This window comes from Pseudomonas sp. PSE1(2024) (genome assembly GCF_050990555.1).
Taxonomy (GTDB): domain Bacteria; phylum Pseudomonadota; class Gammaproteobacteria; order Pseudomonadales; family Pseudomonadaceae; genus Aquipseudomonas; species Aquipseudomonas aphyarum.
Window position 1 is genome coordinate 4,379,456 of sequence record NZ_CP158967.1, and the last position, 19,967, is coordinate 4,399,422.

General features: G+C 60.4%; 20 protein-coding genes. 8 read left to right on the plus strand and 12 right to left on the minus strand.

Annotated features, from left to right (window positions below; translation table 11 throughout):
* Positions 1-14 precede the first annotated feature (14 nt).
* Genes ABTV87_RS19850 through ABTV87_RS19860 form a run of 3 tightly spaced genes read right to left on the minus strand, consistent with a single transcriptional unit; the run spans position 15 to position 3,834 of the window.
* On the minus strand, positions 15-1,091 hold the full coding sequence (locus tag ABTV87_RS19850; RefSeq protein WP_433898232.1) for a glycosyltransferase: 1,077 nt from the start codon (positions 1,089-1,091) through the stop codon (positions 15-17).
* 41 nt (positions 1,092-1,132) lie between these two features.
* On the minus strand, positions 1,133-3,355 hold the full coding sequence (locus ABTV87_RS19855) for a polysaccharide biosynthesis tyrosine autokinase (RefSeq protein WP_433898233.1): 2,223 nt from the start codon (positions 3,353-3,355) through the stop codon (positions 1,133-1,135).
* A 38-nt stretch (positions 3,356-3,393) separates the two neighbouring features.
* Positions 3,394-3,834 carry a low molecular weight protein-tyrosine-phosphatase gene (locus tag ABTV87_RS19860; RefSeq protein WP_258712107.1) on the minus strand — a complete coding sequence of 147 codons (441 nt, stop codon included), beginning with the start codon at positions 3,832-3,834 and terminating at the stop codon, positions 3,394-3,396.
* A gap of 291 nt (positions 3,835-4,125) precedes the next feature.
* On the opposite strand from ABTV87_RS19860, the gene ABTV87_RS19865 reads away from it, so the two are divergent.
* A complete protein-coding gene (locus tag ABTV87_RS19865; protein ID WP_433898234.1) occupies positions 4,126-5,070 on the plus strand; it encodes a glycosyl hydrolase family 5 in 945 nt (314 codons plus the stop codon).
* Positions 5,071-5,260: 190 nt separating this feature from the next.
* On the plus strand, positions 5,261-6,187 hold the full coding sequence (gene tal / locus ABTV87_RS19870) for a transaldolase (protein WP_258712109.1): 927 nt from the start codon (positions 5,261-5,263) through the stop codon (positions 6,185-6,187).
* A gap of 73 nt (positions 6,188-6,260) precedes the next feature.
* Here tal and rssC read toward each other — a convergent pair whose 3' ends face one another.
* The 3 genes from rssC to ABTV87_RS19885 form a co-directional block, all read right to left on the minus strand.
* Positions 6,261-6,743, minus strand: coding sequence for an anti-sigma factor antagonist RssC (gene rssC / locus ABTV87_RS19875; RefSeq protein WP_003226553.1), 483 nt, complete (start codon positions 6,741-6,743; stop codon positions 6,261-6,263).
* Entirely contained in the window at positions 6,743-7,924 is a 1,182-nt protein-coding gene (gene rssB / locus ABTV87_RS19880) for a two-component system response regulator RssB (protein ID WP_273900299.1), read from the minus strand. The genes rssC and rssB overlap by 1 nt, the downstream gene beginning before the upstream one ends.
* Positions 7,925-8,246: 322 nt before the next feature.
* Positions 8,247-8,936, minus strand: coding sequence for an MlaA family lipoprotein (locus ABTV87_RS19885; RefSeq protein ID WP_085608221.1), 690 nt, complete (start codon positions 8,934-8,936; stop codon positions 8,247-8,249).
* A 185-nt stretch (positions 8,937-9,121) separates the two neighbouring features.
* Here ABTV87_RS19885 and ABTV87_RS19890 point away from each other — a divergent pair, with 185 nt between their 5' ends.
* Both ABTV87_RS19890 and ABTV87_RS19895 read left to right on the plus strand, forming a co-directional pair.
* Positions 9,122-9,742, plus strand: coding sequence for an HAD family phosphatase (locus ABTV87_RS19890; protein WP_433898235.1), 621 nt, complete (start codon positions 9,122-9,124; stop codon positions 9,740-9,742).
* A gap of 108 nt (positions 9,743-9,850) precedes the next feature.
* A complete protein-coding gene (locus tag ABTV87_RS19895) occupies positions 9,851-10,114 on the plus strand; it encodes a DUF4404 family protein (protein WP_179694268.1) in 264 nt (87 codons plus the stop codon).
* Positions 10,115-10,177: 63 nt separating this feature from the next.
* On the opposite strand, the gene queF is transcribed toward ABTV87_RS19895, so the two are convergent.
* A complete protein-coding gene (gene queF / locus ABTV87_RS19900) occupies positions 10,178-11,008 on the minus strand; it encodes an NADPH-dependent 7-cyano-7-deazaguanine reductase QueF (RefSeq protein ID WP_433898236.1) in 831 nt (276 codons plus the stop codon).
* A gap of 61 nt (positions 11,009-11,069) precedes the next feature.
* Positions 11,070-11,603, minus strand: a complete 534-nt coding sequence (gene copI / locus ABTV87_RS19905) for a copper-resistant cuproprotein CopI (protein ID WP_433898237.1) — start codon at positions 11,601-11,603, stop codon at positions 11,070-11,072.
* Positions 11,604-11,757: 154 nt separating this feature from the next.
* Here copI and ABTV87_RS19910 point away from each other — a divergent pair, with 154 nt between their 5' ends.
* On the plus strand, positions 11,758-12,438 hold the full coding sequence (locus ABTV87_RS19910; protein ID WP_433898238.1) for a heavy metal response regulator transcription factor: 681 nt from the start codon (positions 11,758-11,760) through the stop codon (positions 12,436-12,438).
* The gene (locus ABTV87_RS19915) at positions 12,438-13,778 is read left to right on the plus strand and encodes a heavy metal sensor histidine kinase (RefSeq protein WP_433898239.1); all 1,341 of its coding nucleotides are present in this window, start codon (positions 12,438-12,440) and stop codon (positions 13,776-13,778) included. Before ABTV87_RS19910 ends, ABTV87_RS19915 begins: the two co-directional genes overlap by 1 nt.
* Positions 13,779-13,808: 30 nt before the next feature.
* On the opposite strand, the gene ABTV87_RS19920 is transcribed toward ABTV87_RS19915, so the two are convergent.
* The 3 genes from ABTV87_RS19920 to ABTV87_RS19930 all read right to left on the minus strand — a co-directional run bounded on the left by ABTV87_RS19920 (position 13,809) and on the right by ABTV87_RS19930 (position 17,058).
* Positions 13,809-15,053, minus strand: a complete 1,245-nt coding sequence (locus tag ABTV87_RS19920) for a lipoprotein-releasing ABC transporter permease subunit (RefSeq protein WP_064381083.1) — start codon at positions 15,051-15,053, stop codon at positions 13,809-13,811.
* A gap of 63 nt (positions 15,054-15,116) precedes the next feature.
* Positions 15,117-15,800 (minus strand): lipoprotein-releasing ABC transporter ATP-binding protein LolD, encoded by a 684-nt coding sequence (lolD, locus tag ABTV87_RS19925; protein WP_162831788.1) that lies wholly within the window; start codon positions 15,798-15,800, stop codon positions 15,117-15,119.
* 7 nt (positions 15,801-15,807) lie between these two features.
* Positions 15,808-17,058, minus strand: coding sequence for a lipoprotein-releasing ABC transporter permease subunit (locus ABTV87_RS19930; protein ID WP_007953013.1), 1,251 nt, complete (start codon positions 17,056-17,058; stop codon positions 15,808-15,810).
* Between the two features lie 94 nt (positions 17,059-17,152).
* Here ABTV87_RS19930 and ABTV87_RS19935 point away from each other — a divergent pair, with 94 nt between their 5' ends.
* Both ABTV87_RS19935 and ABTV87_RS19940 read left to right on the plus strand, forming a co-directional pair.
* On the plus strand, positions 17,153-17,734 hold the full coding sequence (locus ABTV87_RS19935; protein ID WP_007953015.1) for a PilZ domain-containing protein: 582 nt from the start codon (positions 17,153-17,155) through the stop codon (positions 17,732-17,734).
* Between the two features lie 14 nt (positions 17,735-17,748).
* Positions 17,749-18,471: a glycerophosphodiester phosphodiesterase gene (locus tag ABTV87_RS19940; RefSeq protein ID WP_007953017.1), complete on the plus strand. Its 723-nt coding sequence runs from the start codon at positions 17,749-17,751 to the stop codon at positions 18,469-18,471.
* A 42-nt stretch (positions 18,472-18,513) separates the two neighbouring features.
* Here the strand turns inward: ABTV87_RS19940 and sthA are convergent, their stop codons facing one another.
* Positions 18,514-19,908: a Si-specific NAD(P)(+) transhydrogenase gene (gene sthA / locus ABTV87_RS19945; protein WP_007953019.1), complete on the minus strand. Its 1,395-nt coding sequence runs from the start codon at positions 19,906-19,908 to the stop codon at positions 18,514-18,516.
* Between the last annotated feature and the right edge of the window lie 59 nt (positions 19,909-19,967).

A 19,967-nucleotide genomic window follows, 5' to 3' on the forward strand; every position in this document is an offset into this window, starting at 1 on the left:
GAGCGGAGTTCTACTTAATAAGAGGGAGCGGAATACACGTCGTAGGTCTGGCGGATCATCAACGCGGCGCTGAAACGCTCGCGGACGATGCGCCGACCTTCGATGCCGAGGGCCGACAACGCAGGCTTCTGGATTTTCTTCAGGCGATCGGCCAGGGCCTGGTGGTCACCGGCGGGGAACACGTAACCGGAGACACCATGGGTGACCAGCTCGGGCAACGACGTGCAGTCGCTGGCGATCACCGGCAGACCCAGCGCCATGCCTTCCAGCGGCACCATGGCAAAGCCTTCCCAGCGACTCGGCACGATCAGCGCATCGGCTTGCTGATACAGCGCGTGCACTTCGGTTGGCGTCACCCAGGGCAGGTATTCCACCCCGTCCAGCGGCGGACATTCGACGACGTCCTCGTTCACCGCACTGCCCACCACCGTCAGTTTCAGGTCGCTGCGTTTTGCTTCGCTGTAGGCCTTGAGCAACACGTCGAAGCCTTTCTGATAGTCGAGACGACCGACGAACAGGAGATGAATCGGTGCCGGATCGTTGGCCTTGCGTTCGTCATGCTTGTGATCGATGCCGTTGTAGATCAGCGTCATGCGCTGGCGCTCGATGCCAAATTTCGCGGCCTTGTCCAGCTCGAACTGGCTGACGCAAATGATCTTGTCCGTGACCTTCTGCAGCACCCGCTCGATCCACGCATAGACTTTCTGCTTGACCGGCGAGCTTTCCATCAGGAACGAAAACGCATGGGGACAGTAGACGATTTTCGGCTTGCGCCACGGCCGCAGCAGCACACACACGCAACGGCCGATCACCCCGGAAAAAGTGCTGTGCAGATGCACCACATCGGGTTTTTCCTTGAGCAGGACCCGCGCCAGTTGCCAGGCAAAACGCAGCAGAGACGGCACATTCCGCCCGCTTCGGGCGAAGGTGCGGATCTGCTGTGCATCGATGCCGTGCAGCTCTTTCTTCTGGTCGAGCGGGACCAGGTACACCAGCTCATAGCGCCCGTCTTCCGGAGCCGCCGAAATCGTGCGGATGACCGTCGCCACCCCACCTTTGATCGTTTCCGCCACGTGCAGTATTTTTTTCACAACCCACCCACTTTCATGCCTGTAAGGACCGTCGCTGAAATTCAGGACTGGTCGGACGCGTATTCGTAGTTGTAATAGCTGCCGTTGCCGTAATAGCTGGCCGCACGCTTCTCGACGCCGTTAAACACCGCGCCCTTCAACTCGATACCGTTCTGGGCGAAACGACGGATCGTCATTTCGATTTCCTTGGCCGGGTTCACCCCGAACCGCGCGACAATCAGGCTGATGCCGGCTTCGCGACCGACAATCGCCGCATCGGTCACGGCCAGCAGCGGTGGCGTGTCGATGATCACCACGTCATAGCGCTCGCTGAGTTGCGCCAGCAGTTCGCGGAAATTGGCGTGCATCAACAGTTCGGAAGGGTTCGGTGGAACCTGGCCACGGCTGATGAAGTGCAGGTTGTCGACTTCGACCTTGTTGATCGCCTGATCGAGGGTGCAGCGCTTGACCAGCAGATCCGACAAGCCGTTGGTGATCGGCGTGTTCAGGGTCTTGTGCAGATGCCCCTTGCGCATGTCGGCGTCGATCAGCACGACGCGCTGCCCGCTCTGGGCCATGACCGCCGCGAGGTTGGAGGAGACGAAGGTCTTGCCGACCTGCGGGCTAGGGCCGGAAATCATGATGCGGTTGTTGGTCGAATCCAGCGCCGCGAAGTGCAGGCAGGTGCGCAGGCTGCGGATCGATTCGATGGACAGGTCCGTCGGGTTGCGCAGGGCCAGCAGGTATGCCGGCGTGTCTGCCGCGATTTTGGCCCGGACTTTTTTGCTGTCCTCCTCCTGTTGCAGGGCGCTGTAGGGAATCGACGCGTAGACCGGCAAGCCGAGCTGTTCGATGGCTTCCGGCCCTTCCAGGCCCTTGCTCAGGGATTTGCGCAACAGCACCAGCGCCACGCCGACAAAGGCGCCGAGGAAAGTAGCGATCAGCACGATCAGGGCTTTTTTCGGTTTGACCGGGCTGGTCAGGTCGACATCCGCCGTATCCACCAGACGCACGTTACCCACGGCACCGGCGCGGATGATGTCCAGTTCCTGGGACTTGTTCAGCAACTGGGTGTAGATCTGTGAGGCGACTTCGACGTCGCGGGTCAGGTTGAGCAATTCCTGCTGCGTGGCCGGCAGGTCCTGAACCTTGTCTTCCAGCGAGCGCTGTTGCTGGGTCAGTTCACCGATCTGGGTCATCAGCGCGCGGTAGGCCGGGTGCTGTTTGGTGAACTTGCGGTCCATCTCCGCCTGTTGCAGCTTCAGCTCGGAAATCCGCGTTTCGAGCGCCACGGACTGGCCGAGCACCGATTGGGTTTCCAGCGAGATGTTCACGGTCTTGCCGTGGGTCTGGTAGGCGTTGAGCGCATCGCTGGCCTTGGCCAGGTCACGCTTGACCTGCGGCAATTGGCTTTGCAGGAAGGCCAGGCTCTGCGCGGCTTCGGCAGAGGTACGGCGTACGTTCTGATCCACGTACAGCGAAGCGATCTTGTTGAGAATCTTCACTGCTTCGGCAGCATCGCTGCTGGCCAGGGCCAGACGGATGATCCCCGATTCCTTGCCTTGCTCGGAGATGTCCAGCGCGTCCTGATAACCCTGAATGGTCACGATTCGCGGGTAGCGCACCACTTCGAAACGGGTCCTGGGGTTGGCCAACAGCTGCGTGATCTGCCCTTCTACGCCGTCCTGCGCGAAGGCTTCGCCCGCCACGCCGTCGACCAGCAGGTTGTCGTTGTCGTCGAGCAGTTGGAAGCGATGTTGTTCGCCGGCGATCAGGGTGAGTTTCTTGCCCAGCAGTTCCTTGGGCAGATTGAGCTTGGCAAACTCCAGGCGCTCACCGCCCCAGGCGTAGCTGCTCAGGCCGAAACGCGGTGGCGCGACGCTGAGTTCGGTCTCGCCGCGATAGCGCCGGGAAAGAAAGCCGCCAATCAGCGGAAAAGTGCTGGGGGTGACGTCGATGTCCAGGCGCAGATCGTCGACCGTCTTGCCGATCACCGCGCGGGATTTGATGATGCCGATTTCGGTCACCGACGGCGATTGTCCGCCGAGCATGCTGTTGAGGTCGGAAAAACCGAGCATGTCGTTCTTTTTCGGCTCGACCTGCACCAGCGCGTTGGCCAGATACACCGGCGTGGCCAAGATCGCGTAAGCCACACCGGTCATCATGAACGCGCCGGTGAACGCACCGATCAACCATTTCTGATCGATCAGGCTGCCGAAGATGCCGAGAAGATCAATACTGTCTTGATCGTTGTCGCGGGTGCCGATTACTGACGGTAACTGCATAAGTCTTTCTTACCATTCACTGAACTGAAGAATATTCATCAACGCGCCAGGCGTTGCGCCCATGAGCTAACAGCATCTTCAATCAATGCATGGGCATGAATAAAAGCGGCTTGCCCCTGACGATACGGGTCCTGTATTTCTCGTTCGCTCTGCCACTTGCCCAGCAGAAACACTTTGCCCCTGGCGTGAGAGGCAATCTTCAGTACTTGATTAACATGTTGTTTTTCCATGACCAGAATCAGGTCTGATTCATTGACGATGTCCGCTGTCAGTTGCCGTGCCTTGAATCCGTCGGCACTGTGCCCACGGTCTTCCAGAACCTGGCGTGCGGTCGACTCCATGCCTTCGCCGACCCGTGCAGACAGGCCTGCGGAGGTCACGCTGATCGCCGAAGGGGTCAGCGCGTTGCGCAACAGAAGTTCCGCTGTCGGACTTCGGCAGATATTGCCTACGCAAACGACAAGAATCTTTTTGAACAAGGTTTACTTTCCCGTGTAATGTCAATCGGCCAACATGCCTTGCACATTCGAATGAACCCGCAAGACCTTCCTTCACTCGGAAATAGATTCACCCGTTAATACCGGTGCATTAAGTACCACGGCCTCTAAAAGTCCCCCAACCAGAATTACCGGACTAAAAATAACTGTGATTTTCGGGCGAAAGTTTTCCGACAAAAAATAACATTCATGCACTTCGCGCCCTCTTCGTCATCGAAATACAGGCAACGAGATAACTATTGGCTAGATGTCATTCTCATCAGGAGAGCAGACATGAAATCAGCACATCTCAAACATCTTGGTGCCGCCGCCCTGTTGATGCTCAGTGCTACCGCGCAGGTTCACGCCAGCGCGTTGTTCCCGTCACTGCCCGCCAGAACCATCGGCGTTCAGGTCAAGATCCAGAACTTCACCCCGGCCGACGCCGAGCAGATCAAAGCTGCCGGATTCAGCTTTGTGCGCTTCGGCGTCTGGAGCGACAGCCTCGGCGCCAAGGCCTATCAGAAACAGATCAGCGATGCGTTCGCGGCGGCGCGAGCCGCCGGATTACCAGTCTTGATGACTGTGCGCGCCACCAAGCCGTTGACCGGCGACCTGACAACCGCCGGTGAAGCGTTCGCCAACGCGGTGAGCGGGCTTGAGCAAGCCTGGAGCACACAACTGGTGGGGATCGAAATCTGGAATGAACCGGATCTCGACACCTACTGGCCCACCGGAGACTTCAAAAACACCTTCGTGCCGTTCATGACGGCCATGTGCAAGACGCTGCAGGGCAAGCCGCAATCGACGCCTCTGGTGGGATTCGGTTTCGCCCGCCCGCCGACGGCCGGCTCCGCCTCGACCGTGGCACTCAACAGCATCCTCGGCACTTATCCTCAATGCCTGGATGCCATTTCCTATCACCCTTACGGGATGACCGCGACGCAGATCAGCAACGCGCAGACCTTCATCCAGCAAAACTTCCATCTGCCGGGCGTTATCAGTGAATGGGGCATCTCGGCGCTCGCCTCCAACGGCGGACCGGACGGGCAAGCAACCAAAATCTCTGCGTTCATCGCCGATGTTAAAAAACTCAACATCCCGCTGACGTCGATTTACGAATGGAAGAACAGCGAGTCGGGCAGCAACGACCGGGAGAAGAATTTCGGCCTGCTGACCTCCGACGGCCAGTCGAAACCGGCACAAACGGCGGCTTCGACCCAGCTCAACGCCGAATAGGCGCTGCGCACCGGGTCGGTTGCTTTGAACCTGTGGTCCTTTTTGGCATCGTATTGATCGATAACGCGCCCCGCCTTTCAAACAGCCGTTTTCAGGTTGTTGCCAGCGGGGCGCTCGATACGCCGACATGCCCTTGAGTGGCTGCCGACGCTCGGGTAATGTCACCAGACCCATAGGACAGAGCACGCTCATGACTTCCAAGCTGGAACAACTCAAACAGTTCACCACCGTCGTGGCCGACACCGGCGACTTCGAAGCGATTGCCCGGGTCAAACCGGTCGACGCCACCACCAACCCTTCCCTGCTGCTCAAGGCAGCGGCCATTCCGGCCTACGCCGAACTGCTGAATGCCAGCGTGCGCGACTGCAAGGGCGATGTCGGCCTGGCCAGCGACCGTTTCGGCGTCGCGGTCGGTCAGGAAATCCTCAAGGTCATTCCGGGCCGCATTTCCACCGAAGTGGATGCGCGCCTGTCGTTCGACCAGGACGCGGTGCTCAAGCGCGCCCATCGTCTGATCGAACTGTACGACAAGGCCGGCGTTGGCCGTGACCGCGTGCTGATCAAGATCGCCTCGACCTGGGAAGGCATCCGTGCTGCCGAGATCCTGGAAAAGGAAGGCATCCAGACCAACCTGACTCTGCTGTTCTCCTTCGCTCAGGCCGCGGCCTGCGCCGATGCCGGCGTGTTCCTGATCTCGCCGTTCGTGGGCCGCATCTACGACTGGTACAAGAAGGCCAACGGCAACGACTACACCGGTGCCGACGATCCGGGCGTGCAGTCCGTGACGCGCATTTACAACTACTACAAGGCCAATGACTACAAGACCGTGGTGATGGGCGCGAGCTTCCGTAACCTCAACCAGATCGAGCAACTGGCCGGCTGCGACCGCCTGACCATCAGCCCGGACCTGATCGAGAAACTGGCAGCCGACACCGGCAAGCTGGAACGCAAACTCGCTCCGGGCCATGCCGGCGAAGCGCGCCTGAGCCTCAACGAAGCGCAATTCCGCTGGTTGTCCAACGAAGACGCGATGGCCACCGAGAAACTGGCCGAAGGCATCCGTCAGTTTGCCCGCGACCAGGAAAAACTCGAGGCGCTGCTGCAAGCCAAGCTGTAATCGGCGAAGCGCAAACGCAAAAAGGGCGAACCCTCACAGGTTCGCCCTTTTTTGTGCCTCGCGGTCTGGCTGATCAGTGCCGTTCGAGGGCATTCACCAGGTCATGGAACGCTTCGCGGTTGGAATCGTTCAGGCCCATGAGGATCTTGTGCGCTTCGAGCACCTTGATCCGCACCACCTCTTCCGACTGATCCTGATCCGGCAGGTCATCGAGGCATTCCGGGCACGGCACGGGATGGTTGACGATATTGAACACCTGCTCGAAACCCATCGATTGCAGCAGACGGGTGATGTCTTCGTGGGTGGTGACCACGGTCGGCAGCAGGCCGACCTTCTGCCGCGAAAGGATCGACAGTTTGGCCAGCAGGCCCAGGGTGGTGCTGTCAATGCTGCGGGTTTCGGTCAAATCGATCACGATCGCGTTGAAATTCAGCGCGGTGAAGATTTTTTCAATAGTCGCATCCAACGCCGAACACAGGGTCAGGCGAACTTCACCGACGAACTTCAGGACGAAGGTGCCGTCCTGCTCGGCGAACTGGATTCTACCGGTACTCATTAAAGATTCCTGCTCAACACCAACAGGGCGATATCATCCGGCATCTCCCCTAGCGTGGCCAATCCAAAAACCTGCCGCAGACCATCCAGGCTGCCGCCCGCCGACTTGACCCGTTCGGGCAAGGCGGCTTCTTTTTCTTTGAGTGTGGGTTCTGGCAAAAGATCCAGAATGCCATCAGACATCAGCGTCAGGCTGAACGTCGGTGGCAGCTCGAGCACGTGGTCTTCGTAGGTGGCTTCGTTGAAAAGCCCCACGGGCAGACCGCGCCCCTCGAGGTAGCGAACACTGTCAGGCGTGTACAACACAGGCAACGGCAGATGGCCGCCGATGCTATAGGTCAACAAACCGGTCTCCTCGTCGATGACTCCACCGACCATTGTGACGTGTTTACCCAGCTTACAACTGATCAGCCCCCGGTTGATATGACCGAGGACTTCCGAAGGCTTGAATTCCGGCAACGTGCCGTTGCGCTTGGATTCGAACAGCAGGCGCGTGGTCATGAACTTCAGCAGCACGGTGACGAACGCTGAAGAAGCGCCGTGACCCGAAACATCTGCCAGGTAGAACGCTACCCGGCGCTCGTCGACCCGGAAGTAGTCGACAAAATCACCCGACAGGTACAGCGACGGGATGATCTGGTGCGCAAACCTGAATTCGTCGATGCTCCACGGACTTTCCGGCAGCATGTTCATCTGCACCTGGCGACCGGCGTTCTGGTCTTCCTGGAGCAGGTTCAGGCTGGCTTCGAGTTCGCGGTTGGCCTTTTCCAGTTTCTCGCGGTAGCGCTGGTTTTCCAGCAGCAGACGCGCACGATCCAGGGCCCGGCGCACGGAGTGCTCGAGCACGGCCAGATCTTCGAGAGGCTTGATCAGGTAATCCGCCGCGCCCAGGCGCAGGGCCTCGACCGCGTCGTTCATCACGCCAGCGCCCGAGACCACGATCACCGGTGTCTGCGGTGACCGCTCAGTGACCTGACGGATGAGTTCGAGACCGCCCATCTGCGGCATACGCAGATCGCAGATGACCAAGTCGGGCGTGTCTTGCTCGAATACCTGAAGACCCTGCTGGCCGTTACTGGCCTGCAAGACGCTGAAACCACTGTCTTCCAAATAGGCCGCGAGGCTCGCGCGCACTACTTCGTCATCATCGATTATCAGCAGCGTGGCACTGGTTTTTGGCATGTGGGCAAACGGCGCCAGAATTAGGTTGGCGTAGCAGGCGGGGCAACGGCCCGGCGCAGACTACTGGATTCGCTTTCTAGCCTCTCTGCTGCACCGCTTCGGAGCGTTTGCCCCGCACACGGTTGCACCAGAGGTGCCCTTCTAAGGCGCAGACGGTACTCCCATCCTTCGAGCGTTTCAAGCATGCGCCGATGGTCGCTTGGAGACTTTGTTTGTCAAATCACTCGCAGTTATAAGAACGGGTTCTTCGGTAACCCAATCATTGGTCGCGCCCACAAAAAAGGCGACCTCGCGGTCGCCCTTTTGTACTGATCAATCGAAATCAGAAATCGTCTTCGACCTGCCCGTCCTTGACCTTGAACTCGCGGTTCTGCAGGTAGGCGTTGCGGATGAAGGTGTACTTGTCGCCGCTGATCAGCTTCTCGCTCGACAGCAGGCTGGCGCGGGTGTCGACGATGTTCAGGCCGAAAATCGAGTTACGCACCGGCACATCGTTGATGTAGCGGTAAGGGCCGGTGAAGCTGTCGACGTACTTGGACGGCGCGTCGCGCAGGGTGCTCGGGCCCATCAGCGGCAGCATCACGTAAGGACCGCTGCCAACGCCCCAGTAGCCGAGGGTCTGGCCGAAGTCTTCGTCGCTGCGGTTCAGGCCCATTTTGGTGCCGACGTCGAAGAAACCGAGCAGGCCGAACGTGGTGTTGAAGATCAGGCGCGCGGTGTCGACGCCAGCGGCGGCCGGTTTGGCCTGAAGAATGTTGTTCGCCAGGTTGGTGACATCACCGACGTTGCGGAACATGTTGTGGATGCCGTCTTCCAGGAATTGCGGAGTAACAAATTCGTAGCCCTGCGCCAGAGGCTTCAGCGCATAGGTGTCGACGAAATCGTTGAACTCGAAGATCGGACGGTTGACGCTTTCCCAAGGGTCTTCTTCCGTTGCGGCCTGAGCGGCGAACGGCACCAGCATCACGCTGGCACATACACAAAGCTGAGCAAGAGGATGGCTCCAGCGCATAGAAAACTCCTTGGATAGTACGGACGCAGCACCTGGGCCGCGACGATAAGTGCGTCAGTATAAGACGGAAACGCTGCTTTAGGCAGTTCCCCGGTGAATCCCTCTGTAGGACGCTTCGTCATTGGCCTGTCATGCAACTGTCACCGATGTTGCCTAGCCTGATCGCTATTTCAGGGACGTTTTCCATGCCTCAAGCCGAAGCCTTGCCCCTCGCGGCACCGACGCTGACCGCCGTGCTGTTCGGACTCAGCGGCTGTCTGGTGGACTTCGGCGCCCGCGCCCGTCATCACGCCAGCGTCGGCCCGGAACACGCCGACGTCACACCCGGTGCCCTCGACAGCCTGCGCAGCCTGCAACGCCAGCAAATTCCCTGTGCCTGGCTCGATGAGCTGTCCACGGCATGCACTCAAGTCCTCTCATCGGCGCTGCCCGACTGGATCAAATCGCCGCAACATTCGGCAACAATCAATCCGTGGCCGGCGCCCAATGCCTGCTGGCAAGCGTTGATGAGCCTGAATGTCGATCGTCTCGACGGTTGCGTGCTGGTCAGCGGCGAACCGCGCCTGCTGCAATCGGGCCTCAATGCCGGGCTTTGGACCATTGGCCTGGCGTCCTGCGGCTCACTGTGCGGGCTGGCGCCGAGCGAATGGCAGGCCCTGAGCCAGAAGGAACGCGAACAGCTGCGCGGCAAGGCGACGGTGCAACTGTTCGGCCTGGGTGTGCACTCGGTGATCGATCATCTGGGCGAACTCGACACTTGTCTGGCGGACATCAGTCTGCGTCGTCTCAAAGGCGAAAAGCCCTGACCGGGATCATGCAGGTTGGCCCAGAGTGGATTAGTCTTAAGGAGAGCCATAGACCTTTGGCGCACGGCTGCGGTCTATGCCAGTGCCTCTCGATAAAAGGAAACAACCATGCCCGCTCAAGAACTGCAAAAACAGCTCAATGCCCTGCGCGAGCAACTGGATCAAAATCCTCCGCTGACCGAAGCCGAGCGCGCTGATCTACATGCACTGATGGAACAGATTGAACTGGAACTTGAACTGGAAACGAAGACACAGGACTCCAGCATTGCCGATGGAGTGAATCTGGCAGTTGATCGCTTCGAACTCGAACATCCCGCCATTGCCGGCACGTTGCGCAACATCATGAATTCCCTGGTCAGCATGGGCATCTGAAACCCGCGAATGCAAAAAAGCCCTGCCATCACTGGCAGGGCTTTTTCATGTCCGCGAGGCGGGTTACTGACGAACCAGACGGTGGTTCGGCAGTTGCACGCTTTCAGTGCTGCGGTACGGGTTGATGTCCAGCCCGCCCCGGCGCACGTAACGCGCGAACACCGTGAGTTTTTCCGGTTTCAGCAGGCGCTGCAGGTCGAGGAAGATCCGCTCCACGCACTGCTCGTGGAAGTCCGAGTGCTGGCGGAAGCTGACGATGTATTCCAGCAGGCTGGCGTGATCCAGCGCCGCGCCACGGTACTCCACCACCACACTGCCCCAGTCCGGCTGACTGGTCACCGGGCAGTTGGATTTGAGCAGATGGCTGTGCACGCTCTCCTCCACCACCCGCGAATCGTCGCAGCGCAGCAGTTCGGGACGCGGATGTTCGTAGTTGCTGACGCTGATATCCAGATCGTCGATGCACACGCCCGGCAACGCCACGACGCCTTCAGCTTCGACGTCTTTCAGGCTGCGAACCCGCACGCCCACTGGTTTGCCGGCAGCAGCGGACAGATCTTTGACCAGCGTCGCTTCGAGACTTGCGATGTCGGCAAACGGCGTCTGGTTCAGCGAGTTCAGGTACAGCTTGAACGACTTGGATTCGATGATGTTCGGCGAGTCCGCCGGAATGCTGAATTCACCGATCGCCACCACCGGTTTGCCCGACGGCAGCAGCCACGACAGCTCGAAGCAGTTCCAGAAATCCACGCCTTTATACGGCAGGGTTTCGGCGGTCAGGCCCAGCTCGGCCCATTTCGTGGTGCGCGGAATCGGGAACAGCAGGGACGGCGTGTACGTGGCGATGTATTCGCTGGATTTGCCCAGCGGCGAATGTTCGGCTGCGGGATGCATGGCGGAAACCTGACTGAAGAATCAGCGGATTCTACCAGCCTTTGCTCCCGCCTTTGAGTGCTTACTGACTGACAGTCAGTTTGCCGACCATTCCGGCCTGGTAATGCCCGGGAATGTTGCAGGCAAATTCCAGGTTCACCGCTTTGCTGAAGGTCCAGGTCAGCTCGGCGGTCTTGCCCGGTTCCACCAGCACGCTGTTGGGGTCGTCATGCTTCATGCCATGCCCCATCGAGCCGTGATCCATGCCCGCCATGTCGTGGGACATTTCCTTCACGCCGGTCGGCGTCAGCATGCCGCTTTGCTGCATCTGCAACATTTCCTGCTGATGTTTTGCATGCATCGCTGCGTCGCCGAGGTTGAATTCGTGCAGCAATTGGCCTTTATTCACCAGCACAAAACGAACGGTCTCACCGGCCTTGATCTCGATCGCCTTCGGATCGAAGCTCATGTCGCCCATCACCACTTCGATGCTGCGGGTGGCCTTGGCCGCCGGGGCCGGCTGGCCGAAGTCATAAGTGTGCGCCGGCGATGCCCACAGCGGCGAACCGAGCGCCAGCAGGCACGCGGCAAGGGCCAGACGGTTACGCAAAAACATAGTCGTACTCCAACAAATCAAGGTTCAGCCTGTGGGAAACTCTAGCCCGCCTGCGCTGGCAGCGACCTGACAGGCAGATTACAACTTTGTCAGGTTGGCGCTCACCGCGTTTGCCCACGGTATAACGTCCTCGTTCCCGCAACCCGAGTCGCCCATGAAACTGCTGATCGTCGAAGACCAACCCAAAACCGGCCAGTACCTGCGCCAGGGCCTGACCGAGGCCGGTTTCAACACCGAACTGGTGGCCGACGGCACCACCGGCCAGCAATTGGCGTTGAGTGGCGACTATGCACTGCTGATCCTCGACGTAATGCTGCCCGGCCGCAATGGCTGGCAGATTCTGCAAGCGGTGCGCAACGCCGGTCTGGAAACGCCGATTCTGTTTTTGACCGCCAAGGACACCGTTGAAGACCGGGTTCACGGCCTCGAACTGGGCGCCGACGATTATCTGGTCAAACCGTTCGCCTTCTCCGAATTGCTGGCGCGGGTGCGCAGCCTGTTGCGCCGCGGCAGCTCCACGCCCCAGGACACCAGCCTGCGCCTGGCCGATCTGAGCCTGGACCTGATCCGCCGCCGGGTCGAACGCAGCGGTCAACGGATCGACCTCACCGCCAAAGAGTTCGCTCTGCTGGAGATGCTTCTGCGCCGCCAGGGCGAAGTTTTGCCCAAATCGCTGATCGCCTCGCAGGTCTGGGACATGAACTTCGACAGCGACACCAATGTGATCGAAGTGGCGATTCGTCGACTGCGCCTGAAGATCGATGACGACTTCCCCCACAAGCTGATTCACACGGTGCGCGGCATGGGTTACGTCCTTGAAGAGCGTGCCGACTGATGCGCCGACTGTCCTTGAGCGGTCGGCTCGCGCTGTTGTTCGCCGGCTGCACCGCAGTGGTTTCGCTGGTCGCCGGGGTCGTTTTCAATCGGGCCAGCGAAGGTCACTTCATCGAGCTCGACCAGCAACTGCTCGAAGGAAAACTGCTCAGCGTACGTCAGACACTGCTGAGTGGTAGCGACGCCGCGCACATCACCGATGAGTTGAGCCAGCAGGGCGATGTCTCGCTGCGCATCAGCAGCTCTGAGGGGCAACGCTGGTTCGGCCGCTCATTGCACGCCCCGGCAAACCTGCCGCAGCAACCCGGTCTGGCCACCATCAACGACAACGGCACCGACTATCGCCTGCTCAACGCCGCACTTGAACCGGAAAAACCTGGTTCCCCGCAATTGACCTTGCTGCTGGACATCACCCACCACCAGCACTTCCTGCAACGCATGCAGCATCTGATCTGGCTGACCGTCGGCCTTTCAGCGCTGGCTACTGCGCTGCTCGGCGCGTGGGCTGCTCGCAGCGGTTTACGCCCGCTACGACGAATGAGTGCCGTAGCTCGAGGGATTTCGGCGCAATCGCTGAATGCCCGACTGCCGGAAGCCCGGATGCCCGCAGAACTCGCGGAATTGGCCCACAGCTTCAACGCCATGCTCGGACGCCTCGATGACTCTTTTCAGCGACTGTCAGCGTTCTCTGCCGACATCGCCCATGAACTGCGCACCCCATTGTCGAACCTGCTAACCCACACCCAGGTCACCCTGACCCGCCCTCGCCCCCTCGAAGACTATCGCGAGGCACTGCACAGCAACCTTGAAGAGCTGCAATGGATGGCGCAACTGGTGAACGACATGCTTTATCTGGCCAAGGCCGACCATGGTTTGCTGGTGCCCAAGCGTGAACCGCTGGAGCTGGCGGAAGAAGCCGATGCGTTGCTGGAGTTTTTTGCGCCGCTGGCCGAAGACGCTCAGGTCAGCCTCAGCCGTGACGGTGCGGGGCGGTTTGCGGGTGATCGCGCGATGTTGCGCCGGGCGCTGTCGAACCTGCTGGATAACGCGTTGCGCTTTACCCCTGCTAACGGCGAAGTGCGCGTGCGGGTGGCCGAGCAGGCGAAATCCTTGAGGGTGACGGTGGAGAACAGTGGCGAGGGGATTTCTGCCGAGTTGTTGCCGCGTTTGTTCGACCGCTTCTACCGGGCGGACCCGGCGCGACAGGAAGGCAGCAGCGAGCATGCGGGATTGGGGCTGGCGATTACTCAGTCGATCATCCGGGCCCATGGCGGGCAGATTCATTGCGAATCGGCTCAGGGCTGGACGCGGTTTGTGATTGAGTTGCCGAAAAACGATTGAGGCCGGCAGTGCCGGCCTCAATGGGGGAACTTACGAATAGCGCAACGCGTGCGCCGGTTCGATCTTCGCCGCCCGCCACGCCGGGTAAACCGTGGCCAGGAAGCTGAGGATGAAGCCCGCCGAGCAGATCAGCAGCACGTCGCCGCCCTGCAACTCCGATGGCAGGTTGCTGACGAAGTACACATCCGAACTGAAGATGTGCTGCCCGGTCACGCGCTCGACCCAGCCCACCATCTCACTGACGTTCAGCGCGGCAATCACGCCCAGTACGCCACCGATGATGGTACCGACGATGCCGATCACCGTGCCCTGCACCATGAAGATCGCCATGATCTGTCGTGGTGTGGCGCCGATGGTGCGCAGGATTGCGATGTCCGCGCCCTTGTCGTTCACCACCATGATCAGGGTCGCGATGATATTGAACGCCGCCACCGCGACGATCATCAGCAGCAACAGGCCGATCATGGTTTTTTCCATCTTCATCGCGCTGAACAGGCTGCCTTGGGTGTGAGTCCAGTCGTCAGCCTTGAAATCGGCGCCGAGGCCGGTGGCAATGTCCGACGAAACCTTCGGTGCGGCGTACAGATCCTTCACCGCCAGACGCACGCTCTGCACCTGATTCGGTTCCCAGTGCTGCATGGTCGCGGCGTCGGAGACGTGGATCAGGCCCATGGAACCGTCGAGTTCGGCACCGACCTTGAACACGCCGACCACGTTCAGCCGCTGCATGCGCGGGGTGATGCCGCCCGGTGCGGTGCTGACTTCCGGCACGATCAGGGTGATCTTGTCGCCGACATTGAGGCGGAAACGCCGGGCGGTGATTTCACCCAGCACTACGCCGAACTCACCCGGTTTCAAGGCATCGAGACGGCCCTGAACAATGTGCTGGGCAACGATCGACACCTTGCCTTCCTGAGCCGGATCGACGCCGCTGATCTGGATCGGCTGCATCATGCCCTTGTAGGACAGCATGCCTTCCATCTCGGTGAACGGCACGGCAGCCGTCACTTCCGGGTTCTTCATCGCGGCGGCGGCCACTGGCTGCCAGTCGTCGATCGGCTTGACGCCAACGATGGTCGCGTGAGGCACCATGCCGAGGATGCGCGAGCTCATTTCGCGCTGGAAGCCGTTCATCACCGACAACACCACGATCATCGCCAGCACGCCGAGGGCGAGACCGATCATCGAGGTCATCGAAATGAACGAAACAAAGCGATTGCGGCGCTTGGCGCGGGTATAGCGCGTGCCGATAAAGATCGATAACGGTCTGAACATTCGCTGGGGCACCGTATAAAAATAAAAGACCCGATGCCTTTTCAGGCACCGGGTTTCAAGCCGTCAGATGGGGGTCAGGCAACCTTCCTGCAATTGCAGGACGCGGTCCATCTGGCGAGCCAGGTTCATGTCGTGAGTCACCACCAGAAACGCCGTGCGCATCGAAGTGCTGAGTTCCAGCATCAGATCCTGAATGCCTTCGGCGGTATGGGAGTCGAGGTTGCCGGTCGGCTCGTCGAGCATCACCAGCCCCGGATTGTTCACCAGCGCACGGGCGATAGCCACACGCTGGCGTTCGCCACCGGACAGTTCTGCCGGTTTGTGTTCCAGGCGATGGCCCAAACCCACTCGCTCCAGCAACGCCGTGGCACGCTGACGGGCTTCCGGGATCGCGGTCTTGCCGATCAGCAGCGGCATGCAGACGTTTTCCAGCGCGGTGAATTCCGGCAGCAAGTGGTGGAACTGGTACACGAACCCGAGGGCGCGGTTACGCAGCAGGCCACGCTTCTTCTCGCTCAGCGCCGACAGTTCTTCACCGTCGAGCCAGACACCGCCCTTGGTCGGCGTGTCGAGACCGCCCAGCAGATTGAGCAAGGTACTTTTGCCCGAACCGGACTTGCCGACGATCGCCACCCGCTCGCCTGGATGCAGTTCCAGCTGCAGGTTGGCCAGCACTTCCACCGACTCCGGGCCTTCCTCGTAGGATTTTCCCAGGTTGCGGCAGCTCAAGATTGCTTTTTCACTCATGCCCGACTCACTCATAACGTAGCGCCTCCGCCGGCTGGGTGCGCGCGGCACGCCAGGCTGGATACAGGGTGGCGAGGAAACTCAGGACCAACGCAGCGGCGCAGACCATGACCACGTCCTGGCTCTGCACCTGCGACGGCAGGTAATCGATGAAATACACGTCGGCGTTGAGGAATTTGTGTCCGATCACGCCTTCGAGGGCCGAAATCGCGGCGCTGACGTTGAGCGCGGCGAAGATCCCGACCACGGCGCCGATGGCCGTGCCGACCACGCCGATCACCGTGCCCTGCACCATGAACGTGCGCATGATCGTGCCCGGTGTGGCGCCCAGTGTGCGCAGAATGGCGATGTCGCCCTTCTTGTCGTTCACCACCATCACCAGCGTGGAAATGATGTTGAACGCAGCGACCGCGACGATCAGCAGCAACAGCAGGCCGATCATGGCTTTTTCCATGCGGATGGCCTGATACAGATTGCCGTGGGTACGGGTCCAGTCGCGGGCGTAGTAACGGTCTTCGCCGAGGCGCTGGGCGATGTTCCATGCTTCACGCGGCGCCTGGAACAGATCGTCGAACTTCAGGCGCAGGCCCTGCACCTGATCAGGTTTCCAGCGGTGCATCTTCGCCAGATCCTGCAGGTTGGTGACGCCCAGGTAACCGTCGAGTTCACCGGCGCCGACATGGAAGATGCCGACCACGGTGAAGCGTTTCATGCGCGGGAACATCCCGGCCGGGGTCACGCTGACCTCCGGCGCGACGAAGGTGACCTTGTCACCGAGGCCCACACCGAGTTTGGTCGCGGCCTTGTCGCCGATCACGATGCCGAAGCTGCCCGGCGTCAGATCGTCGAGTTTGCCCTGCTTCATGAAGTTGTCGATGATCGAGACGTTGCGTTCCAGCGCCGGATCGATGGCATTGAGCAACACCTTGGACACCTGGCCGTTGTTGGTCAGCAACCCCTGCATCTGGGTAAACGGCGCAACGGCCGCCACCTGCGGGTTCTGCTTGACCTTGGCGGCCAGGCTCGGCCAGTCGTTGATGGCTTCACCGGACTCGATGGTCGCGTGGGGCACCATGCCCAGCACGCGGGTGCGCATCTCATGATCGAAGCCGTTCATCACCGACAACACCACGATCATCACGACCACGCCAAGGGCGAGCCCGATCATCGAAGTCAGGGAAATGAATGACACAAAATGATTGCGACGCTTTGCACGGGTATAACGCGTGCCGATAAATACGAAGAGAGGTCTGAACATGTCGGGGCTTGTTCGGAGGGAAAAGGAACGTCCTTGTGGCGGGGGTCGATAACCAGCTTTACACTCAGACCACCGCCGCTACCATGGGTTCGCCATGTCGACATTAGATGAAGAAGATCGCCGCGAATACTACCGTATCGAGGACACGATCGCACTGGAAATTCGGCCCCTGTCCGCTCCCGAAGCCGCAGGCCAGGAAGTGTTGCAGGATGCTTCTCCACTGTTCAACCTGCTCAGCGAATTGCACCTGAGCGAATTCGAGTCGCAGCACCTGCTGCGCCAGATCAGCGAACGCGACCGCGCCATTTCGGCGTTCCTGAAATCCCAGAACAAACGCATCGACCTGCTCAGCCAGGTGGTCGCCCTGACCGTGCTCGGCCATATCGGCGAGCCGCAACCGGTGATCATCTCCGAGGGCGGCATCGACTTTCAGCACCCGACGCCGATCGCCACCGGCGCCCACCTGTCGGTGAAACTGGTGCTGATGCCCCAGGCGCTTGGCCTGTTGCTGCGCGCCCGCGTCACCCATTGCGACCGCAAGGGCGACGGCTACGACGTCGGCACCGAGTTCGAACACCTGACCGACGCCCAGCGCCAGTTGCTCGCCCGCTATATCTTGCAGAAGCAGGCCCAGGAACGACGTCTGGCCCGCGAACAGAACGAATCAGGCATTTAAATTAAGGAAGAACCGTGACCCTTATCTACGGCCACCGCGGCGCCAAGGGCGAAGCACCGGAAAACACCCTGAGCAGTTTTCAGGAATGTCTCAAGCACGGCGTGCGCCGTTGCGAGCTGGACCTGCACCTGTCCAAGGACGGCGAGCTGATGGTCATCCACGACCCGACCCTCAAGCGCACCACCGACCGGCGCGGCAAGGTGGTCGAGCACACCGCCGCCGATCTGGTGACCTACGACGCGCGCAAGGGCGGCCCGGGCTGGATCAAGCCCTGCCCGATTCCGACGCTTGAAGAGCTGTTCGAAAAGTGCGATTTCGAGCACTGGCAGCTTGAAGTCAAAAGCGCTTCGCGCACCCGCGCCGCGACCACCGTGCTGGCCATCCGTGAAATGGCGGTCAGGCACGGGCTGCTCGACAAGGTGACGATCACCTCGAGTTCGCGGGAAGTATTGAAGGCTGCGCTGGATCTGGTGCCCGACGTGTCACGCGGCCTGGTGGCCGAATACGCCTGGCTCGACCCGTTGAAGGTCGCGCAAAGCTACGGTTGCGAGATTCTGGCGTTGAACTGGACGCTGTGTACGCCGGAACGCCTGCAAAAGGCGCAGCGTCAGGGGCTGCATGTGTCGGTGTGGACCGTCAACGAGCCTGCGCTGATGCGCAGACTCGCCGACTTCGGCGTTGACAGCCTGATTACAGACTTTCCCGGTTTGGCCACTGCCACCCTCGGGAATTGCTGAAATCGGTCTCCCCGGCCGGCTCAGGCCACCGGCCGGAGCCCGTCAAAAAAGCCGGTTGAGGCCGTCGTACGCCGCTACCCGATAGGCTTCGGCCATGGTCGGGTAGTTGAACGTCGTGTTGACGAAGTACTTCAGAGTGTTCAGTTCGCCCGGCTGGTTCATGATCGCCTGACCGATGTGCACGATCTCCGACGCCTGATAACCGAAGCAGTGAACGCCCAGCACTTCCAGGGTTTCACGGTGGAACAGGATCTTCAGCATGCCTTGCGGCTCGCCGGCGATCTGTGCACGCGCCATGCTCTTGAAGAACGCCTTGCCCACTTCGTACGGCACCTTGGCCTGGGTCAGTTCCTGCTCGTTCTTGCCGATCGAGCTGATCTCCGGAATGGTGTAGATGCCGGTCGGCACGTCATTCACGAAACGCCAGCTACCATTGTCGACGATGCTGCCAGCGGCCGAACGGCCCTGGTCGTGGGCGGCACTGGCCAGGCTCGGCCAGCCGATCACGTCACCGGCGCCGTAGATGTTCTGCACGCAGGTGCGGTAGTTCTCGTCGACTTCGATCTGGCCACGGCTGTTGACCTTGACCCCGATGTTTTCCAGACCCAACTGGTCGGTGTTACCGGTACGGCCGTTGCACCAGAGCAAGGCGTCGGCCTTGATCTTCTTGCCGGACTTCAGGTGCAGGATCACGCCGTTGTCCACGCCTTCGACGCGGTCATACTCTTCGTTGTGACGCACGGTGATGTTGTTGTTGCTGAAGTGGTAGCTCAACGCCTGGGAGATTTCCGAGTCGAGGAAGCTCAGCAACTGACCGCGGTTGTCCACCAGCTCGACCAGCACGCCCAGACCGCTGAAGATCGAAGCGTACTCACAGCCGATCACGCCGGCGCCGTAAACGATCAGTTTGCGCGGGGTGTGGCCGAGGCTGAGGATGGTGTCGCTATCGTAGATACGCGGGTGGTGGAAATCGATGTCCGCCGGGCGATAAGGACGCGAACCGGTGGCGATGATGATGTGCTTGGCCACCAGTTTCTCGACCACGCCGTTGGCGCAGACCACTTCGATGGTTTGCTCGTCGGCGAAGCTGCCGGTGCCGAAGAACACGTCGACGCGGTTACGGGCGTAATAGCCGGTACGCGAAGCGACTTGTTTGGAAATGACTTTCTCGGCGCTTTTCAACACGTCCGGGAAGGAGAACCAGCGCGGCTCGCCGATCGCACGGAACATCGGGTTGGTGTTGAACTGCATGATCTGCCGCACCGAGTGACGCAGGGCCTTGGACGGGATGGTGCCCAGGTGGGTGCAGTTGCCGCCGACCTGACGACGGCTGTCGACCATCGCCACCTTGCGCCCTGCTTTGGCGGCGTTCATTGCCGCGCCTTCTCCCGCCGGGCCGGAACCCAGCACCACCACGTCGTAGTTGTAGACAGCCATGCGTACTCCTCAGAACAGGCCGCGGTGCCAGCAGCACCGGCGGCTAAATCACGCCGAAC